A 7,243-nucleotide genomic window follows, 5' to 3' on the forward strand; every position below is an offset into this window, starting at 1 on the left:
CCGCGCGGGGCGCCGCACGGGGCCGCGTACGGCCCGTGGAATCGCGAACGGGCCCGGAACGCGCTCATCACGTCCGGGCCCGTTCTACGGGCTGTGGGGGGCCGCCGGGCGTCAGCCCTCGGTCTTGTCCCCGCCCTTGTCGCCCTCGTCGGCCTTGGCCTCGGTCTCGGCGGCCGGCTCCTCGGCGGCCGGCTCATCCGCGGCGGCCTCGACCGTCTCGCCGGTCTCGTCCTCGTCGTCCAGGTCGACGGTCTCGCCCTTGTCGTCGACCACCTTGGCGGCCTCGACCACGACGGCGAGGGCCTTGCCGCGGGCGACCTCGCCCACGAGCATCGGCACCTGGCCGCCCTCGACGACGGCCTGCGCGAACTGGTCGGGGCTCATGCCGGAGGAGGCGGCGCGGCGCATCAGGTGCTCGGTGAGCTCCTCCTGGCCGACGGACAGCTTCTCCTTGTTGACCAGCTCGTCGAGCACGAACTGGGTCTTGATGCCCTTCTCGGCCTGCTCCTTGAGCTCGGCCTCGAACTCCTCGGCGGTCTTGTCCTGCATCTCCAGGTAGGAGTCCAGGGTCAGACCCATCTGGCCGAGCTGGTGGTGCTCCAGGTTGTGCTTGCGGGTCTGGATCTCGTCCTCGAGGAGCTTCTCGGGGATCGGGACCTCGACCAGCTCCAGCAGGGCGTCGAGCACCTTCTCCTGGGCCTGGGTGGCCTGGTCGAACTTCTTCGACCGCTCCAGCCGCTTGCGGGTGTCGGCGCGCAGCTCCTCGAGGGTGTCGAACTCGCTGGCCAGCTGGGCGAAGTCGTCGTCCAGCTCGGGCAGCTCGCGGGCCTTGACCTCGGAGACCTTGACCGTGACCTCGGCCTCCTTGCCCTTGGCGGAGCCGCCCTTGAGCTCGGAGGTGAAGGTGGCGGAGCCGCCGGCCTCCAGGCCGGTGACCGCCTCGTCGATGCCCTCGAGCAGCTCGCCGGAGCCGATCGTGTAGTTCACGCCGCTCGCGACGCCGTCCTCCAGGACCTCGCCCTCGACCTTGGCCTCGAGGTCGACGGTCACGACGTCGCCCTCGGCCGCGGCGCGCTCGACGGCGCTGGTGGTGGCGAAGCGGTCGCGCAGCTGCTCGACGGCCTTGTCGATGTCCTCGTCCGAGACCTCGACGGAGTCGACGGTGACCTCGATGCCGGAGTAGTCCGGGATCTCGATCGTCGGGCGTACGTCCACCTCGGCGGTGAAGGCCAGCAGCTCGTTGTCCTTGAGCTCGGTGATGTCGACCTCGGGCTGGCCGAGCGGGTTCAGCTCGCCCTCGTTGACCGCGTCGGTGTAGAACTTCGGAAGGGCGTCGTTGACCGCCTCCTCCAGCACCGCACCGCGGCCGAACCGCTGGTCGATGACGCGGGCCGGGATCTTGCCCTTGCGGAAGCCGGGCACCGTGACCTGCTGGTTGATCTTCTTGTACGCCGCGTCGAGGCTGGGCTTGAGCTCCTCGAAGGGCACCTCGACAGTGAGCCGAACCCGAGTCGGGTTCAGGGTCTCCACGGCGCTCTTCACGGTTCGGTCTCCTTGGGGCTGACTTCTTGGTGTTCTGCTGCGTTGCTGTGGTGCGTTTCAGCGGATCGCGCCCGGCAGAGAAAGACACAGACGCGCAGCTTGCATAGTAACCGCACGCATGACGCGGCCCACAATGCGATCTTGCGCTCGTGATCGCGAGGGTGATCGTGATGTTGGTCGGGGTGGCCGGATTCGAACCGACGACCTTCCGCTCCCAAAGCGGACGCGCTACCAAGCTGCGCCACACCCCGTCGGTGCGACACGTAGGGTACATGCCCCGGCAGGCCACGGCCGCCGCTTTTTCGACTGGTGGGCAAGGGTGTGCGGGATGTGGTGCGGACCCGCTACGATGCTTGCCGTGCCGCGGATCGGGCGATCACGCTCGACGGCCGCGCCCGGAAGATCCGGCGGGGTGGCGGCGCAGGCGGGCGTAGCTCAATGGTAGAGCCCCAGTCTTCCAAACTGGCTACGCGGGTTCGATTCCCGTCGCCCGCTCCATGCCTTCCGGCCCGGTGCCCGGGATTCTCCCGGCGCCGGGCCGTTCGTGTTTCCCCCTCTTTCCGGGCGCGCCGCCGGGCGCGCTTCCGGAGCGTGGGATCAGAGGTCTATCTCACTGATCGAACGCGAGACCGAGTCGAGGAAGTCCTGGATGTTGGGCGCCAGGTCGGACGACGCGAGCAGGAAGCCGAAGAGCGCCGCCACGAGGGCCGGCCCCCAGCTGATCTTGCCGTTGCGGACCATCAACACAAGGATGATGCCCACCAATATCACCAAAGACACAGATATGACCACGACTGATCACACACCCTCGGTCGCCACGCATCTCACCGGCCCGGAAGCACGCGACCTCGCACACCCCCGCGACACCATCGTGCCATCAACTCCCGCCGCCCTGGAGCCGCGTGACGGAACCGCCGGTCCTTCGGTCCGCACCTCACCTACCCCGCCGGGCGCCACTCCACGACCCGGGGCAGCGTGACGCCGCACACAATTCGAGGGCCTGCCCGACCATCGGAATTGGACTTGATCACATAGTCGGCGGGAAATTCCGAATTTCCCCGGGGCCGTTCCGGCCCGGCGGGACGTAACGACAAAGCGCCAATGAAGCAGACATTCCGCCAGAGCCGCCTCCGGGGCATATGTCACCATTTAACCAGTACGAAACCCGACAGATCGGGCGGTGGTGGATCGTCATACCGAACGATCGGATCGCTTTGTCGACTTGCCCCCGCCCGATACCTGCACGAGCCATGCATGCGATAGGCAACAAAGAACTGAACGAGGTTTTACGCAATACGGGTTTCACGGCTATCGTGCATTGAATGTTCCACGCTGCCACGACTCCCCCACGCGCAGTGTGGTCCCGGGTCCTGTCCCCCAGCTCCTGGTGGGAGGGCCTGTGACCAACTCCCTGCGCCCGCACGGTTACCAGCGGGCCCCGCTCCCCCCGGCCCGGGAGGCGGAGCCCCCTCCCCCCACACCGCACCGCGACAGAGCAGGGCACCAGACGGGTCCGCCCACCGCCCCGGCCAAGCCCGAGCCCAAGCAGCGGGACGCGTTCTTCGACAACGCGAAGTACCTCGCGATCGTCCTGGTCGCCATGGGCCACGCATGGGAGCCGCTGACCGACGGCAGCCGCACCGCCGAAGCGCTCTACATGACCGTCTACGCGTTCCACATGCCGGCGTTCATCCTCATCTCCGGCTACTTCTCCCGCAGCTTCGACATGCGGCCCCACCGGCTCAGGCGGCTCATCACCGGGATCGCCGTACCGTATTTGATCTTCGAGATCGCCTACACCTTCTTCAAGCGCTGGGCGGACGACGACCCCACGTACGACTTCAGCCTGCTGGACCCCTGGTACCTCACCTGGTTCCTGATCGCGCTGTTCGTCTGGCGGATGACCACCCCGATCTGGAAGATCATCCGCTGGCCGATCCCCGTCTCGCTGGCCATCGCCACGCTGGCCTCGGTCTCCCCCGACATCGGTGACGACCTCGATCTGCAGCGGGTGCTCCAGTTCCTGCCGTTCTTCGTGATCGGGCTGCACATGAAGGCGGAGCACTTCCAGCGGATCCGCACGCCCCGGACGCGGCTGGTGGCCCTGCCGGTGTTCGCCGGCGCGGTCGCGTTCGCCTACTGGGCGGGCCCGCGGATGAACTCGGCGTGGTTCTACCGCCGCGACAGTGTCCAGGAGCTCGCCGCGCCGCCGTGGACCGGGCCCGTGATGACCCTCGCCATGTTCGGCTGCTCGATGGTGCTGGTCGCGTGCTTCTTCGCCTGGGTGCCGCGGCGCCGGATGTGGTTCACCGCCCTGGGCGCCGGGACCCTGTACGGGTACCTGCTGCACGGCTTCCTGGCCAAGGGCTCCCGCTTCTGGGGCTGGTACGACGACTACGCGTGGCTGCACAAGCCGCTCGGCGAGATCGCGGTCACGCTGGTCGCCGCCACGGTCGTCACCCTCCTGTGCACGCCTCCCGTGCAGCGCCTGTTCCGCTTCGCGATCGAGCCGAAGATGGAGTGGGCCTTCCGGAAGGACCCGGGGGAGCAGGCCCGCGGCCGCTCCTCGGCGGCCTGACAGCCGCCCGAGACCCCGCGCACGACCCGGGCACTGGCGAAGGCCGTGCCGGAGCCGGATCACCCCGGCCCGGCACGGCCTTCGCCGTTCCGGGTGCCTTCCGCGTCACCTGCCGTGCCGGAGCCCCGCCCGGGCGGGCAGCCCCGTCGCGAGCAGCCCCAGGGCCACCGCCGCGCCCACGAAACCCGCGTACGTCAACGGCGGCAGGTACGGACCCTCCCCGGTCATTCCGCGGGCCATCGGCACCAGCGTCACCAGCGCGATCGCCGTGCCGAGCGCGACCCCGGCCGTGACCACCAGCAGCGCCTCCCAGCGCACCATGTCCAGGACCTGCCGCCGGGTCGACCCGATCAGCCGGAGCATGGCCAGCTCCCGGCGGCGGTCCAGGACGGTCATCACCAGCGTGTTGGCGGCGGCGACGGCGGCGAAGCCGCCGAGGACCGCGGCCATCACCGTGTTGGCCCAGGCGTTCAGCTCGTTCTCCTCGTCCCGGGCCGCCGCGTAGCCACCGGGCCCGGTGACCTCCCCGAGGGGGCCGAGCGCGGCCGCGACGGCCGCCGGGTCGGCGCCCTTCGCGTCCCGTACCAGCACATGGCTGTCGAAGCCCGAGGTCACATGGGAGACCAGCGCCGCGCGCGGGAGGGTGACCTGCGCGAGGCCCAGCCCCCGCCCGTACGTCGCGACGACCCTCGGCGCGGCCGTCGAGCCGTCCGGGAGGCTCAACCGGAGCCGGTCGCCGACCTCCACCCCCAGGGAGGACGCGAGGCCCGCGTCCACGGCCACCGCGTCGCGCCCCAGCGCGTCCAGGCCGCCCGTGCGGACGTCGAGGTCCTGGACGGCCGCCAGGGCGCGGCCCGTGCCGGACACCCCCTGCGCCGACGCGGTCTCCATCCAGGCGCCGTCGCCCGACCCCTTGCGGACCAGCACTCCGGTGCGCAGCACCCCGACCGCCGCGGCCACCCCCCGGACCCGGCCGGCGCGGGCCGTGGCGTCGGCGGGCAGGCCGCCCGGCGCGGACACGACGTGGTCGGCGACGACGCCCTCGCGCCGCTGCCCGGCCGTCGCGTGGTCCTCGCTGGTGTGCAGGAACACCAGCGTCGAGGCGAAGGCCATGGCGAGCACGAGCGGGGTGATCGCCGAGGCCAGGCGGCGGGCGTTGGCCCGGGCGTTGGCCGCCGCCAGGACGGCCGGGGCCCGGCCCGCGCGCAGCGGTAGGCCGACCAGCCAGGCGCAGCCACGGGCGACGAACGGGCCCAGCAGCCCGACGGCCAGCATGAACAGCATCACCACGCCCAGCGCCGCGTTGGCCGCGTCCTCGCCCGAGGACGAGGCCGCCACGCCCGCCAGCACACAGCCGCCGGCCAGGGCCGCGGTGCCCAGCAGGGTCCGGACGACGCCCGGGCGGAACGGCTCGGCCGCCGCCTCGCCGAGCGCCTGGCCCGGCTTGATCCGCGCCGGTCGGCGGGCCGCCGCCAGACCCGCGAGCAGCGCGGTGAGCAGCCCCGCGCCGACGGCGCTGACCAGCGGGATCCAGGAGACCGAGAGCTCCACCCCGGCCGGGATCGCGCCCTTGTCCCGCAGCTGTCCGAACCACCAGTGCGCCAGGCCGATGCCGGGCAGGGTGCCGAGCGCGCCCGCGAGCGGGGCGACCAGCAGCGCCTCCGCGGCGATGGACCGGCGGATCTGGCGCGGGGTGGCGCCGATCGCGCGCAGCAGGGCGATCTCGCGGCCGCGCTGGCCGACGGAGAGCGCGACGGTGCCGGCGGTGGTGAAGAGGGCGACCACGGTGGCGACCCCGCCGAAGGAGCCGCCGATCCCCTCCAGAACCTCCCTGGCCCCCTCCAGCCCGGGCTCCTCGGCCGCGCCGCGCCCCTCGCCGGTGCACACGCGCGCGGCGGGCGCGTTCTTGAGGGCGCGCTCCAGGCGGGCCGCCAGTGCGCCGGGGGTGGTGCCGGGGCGGGGGCGGACGAGGACGGCGTCCACGGTGGCCGGGTGGCCGGACAGGGCCCGCGCCCGGGCGTCGGTGAACCACACGGTGGGGCCGCCGGTGCGGCCCTGGGGGCTCGTACGGGCGATGCCGGACACCCGGAAGCGGTGGGCGCCGTCGGCCGTGGTCAGGGTGATCCGGCCGCCCGGGCGGGCCTGCGCCGCGCGGGCCGCCGCCGGGTCCAGCACGACCTCGCCGTCCCGGGGGGCCGCGCCCACGGCGAGCGCGGCCCCGGTGAAGGGGGCGGAGCCCCAGCCGTGGGCGGTGAGGGCGGCGTCGCCGCGGCGGACGGGGAACGTCAGGTCGGGCGCGGCCGCCGCCGCGCCGGGGGTGCGGGCGGCCGTGGCGACGAGCGAGGCGTCGAGCCGGACGCGGTCGGGGGCGGGCTCGGACTCCTCCTGGCTGCCCACCCGCTGGTGGGCGGTGAGCACGACCGGCGTGTGCGCGTAACGCCCGGGCGGCACGGTGGCCCGCAACCCGCTCTCCAGCAGGATCCCGCAGGCCGACACGATCGCGGCGGCCAGCACCAGCGCGATGAAGGTGCCGACGAACGCGGCCGGCTTGAAGCGGACGGCCGCCCGGGCCAGCCCGTTGCCGAAGAGCCTCATCGGACGGCCTCCGGCACACCGCCCGGGACGCCCGGCGCACCGCCCGGGATGCCCGGCGCATGGGCCGGGACGTCCGGCGTGCGGGCCGGCCGGAGGGCGGCGGGGTCCGTGGGGGCCGCGGCCGGGCGGGCGGTGAGCCGGGTCATCCGGGCGGCGATGTCCTGGGCCGGGGCGCCCGTCACGCTGTCGGCGAGCGAGCCGTCGGCGAGGAACAGCACACGGTCGGCGTAGCTCGCGGCCACCGGGTCGTGGGTGACCATGACGACGGTCGCGCCGAGCGCGTCCACGGCGTGCCGCAGCAGGCCGAGCACCTCGGCGGCGGTGCCGGTGTCCAGCGCGCCGGTCGGCTCGTCGGCGAAGACCACGTCGGGGCTGGTGACCAGCGCGCGGGCGATGGCGACCCGCTGCTGCTGCCCGCCGGAGAGCCGCCCCGGGCGGCGCCCGCCCAGCTCGCCGAGGCCCACCTGGGCGAGCACGGCACGGGCCCGGGCCCAGTCGGGGCGCGCGCCCGCGAGCCGCATCGGCAGC

General features: G+C 72.9%; 5 protein-coding genes and 2 tRNA genes. 2 read left to right on the forward strand and 5 right to left on the reverse strand.

Going from position 1 to position 7,243, the window contains the following annotated elements; translation table 11 throughout:
* Positions 1-111: 111 nt before the first annotated feature.
* Together tig and BBH68_RS05715 are read right to left on the reverse strand one after the other, a co-directional pair.
* A complete protein-coding gene (tig, locus tag BBH68_RS05710; protein ID WP_065959344.1) occupies positions 112-1,542 on the reverse strand; it encodes a trigger factor in 1,431 nt (476 codons plus the stop codon).
* Positions 1,543-1,716: 174 nt separating this feature from the next.
* Positions 1,717-1,793, reverse strand: a tRNA-Pro gene (locus BBH68_RS05715).
* A gap of 173 nt (positions 1,794-1,966) precedes the next feature.
* Here BBH68_RS05715 and BBH68_RS05720 point away from each other — a divergent pair.
* Positions 1,967-2,040, forward strand: a tRNA-Gly gene (locus tag BBH68_RS05720).
* A 99-nt stretch (positions 2,041-2,139) separates the two neighbouring features.
* Here the strand turns inward: BBH68_RS05720 and BBH68_RS05725 are convergent.
* Positions 2,140-2,304, reverse strand: a complete 165-nt coding sequence (locus tag BBH68_RS05725; RefSeq protein WP_404777344.1) for a hypothetical protein — start codon at positions 2,302-2,304, stop codon at positions 2,140-2,142.
* A 637-nt stretch (positions 2,305-2,941) separates the two neighbouring features.
* Here BBH68_RS05725 and BBH68_RS05730 point away from each other — a divergent pair.
* The gene (locus BBH68_RS05730; protein WP_065959348.1) at positions 2,942-4,120 is read left to right on the forward strand and encodes an acyltransferase family protein; all 1,179 of its coding nucleotides are present in this window, start codon (positions 2,942-2,944) and stop codon (positions 4,118-4,120) included.
* Positions 4,121-4,225: 105 nt separating this feature from the next.
* Here the strand turns inward: BBH68_RS05730 and BBH68_RS05735 are convergent, their stop codons facing one another.
* Positions 4,226-6,715, reverse strand: coding sequence for an ABC transporter permease (locus BBH68_RS05735; protein ID WP_065959349.1), 2,490 nt, complete (start codon positions 6,713-6,715; stop codon positions 4,226-4,228).
* On the reverse strand, positions 6,712-7,243 hold a 532-nt coding region (locus BBH68_RS05740), incomplete at its 5' end, for an ABC transporter ATP-binding protein (protein ID WP_141712955.1). The genes BBH68_RS05740 and BBH68_RS05735, both read right to left, overlap by 4 nt.

The organism is Streptomyces sparsogenes, from assembly GCF_001704635.1.
GTDB lineage: Bacteria > Actinomycetota > Actinomycetes > Streptomycetales > Streptomycetaceae > Streptomyces > Streptomyces sparsogenes.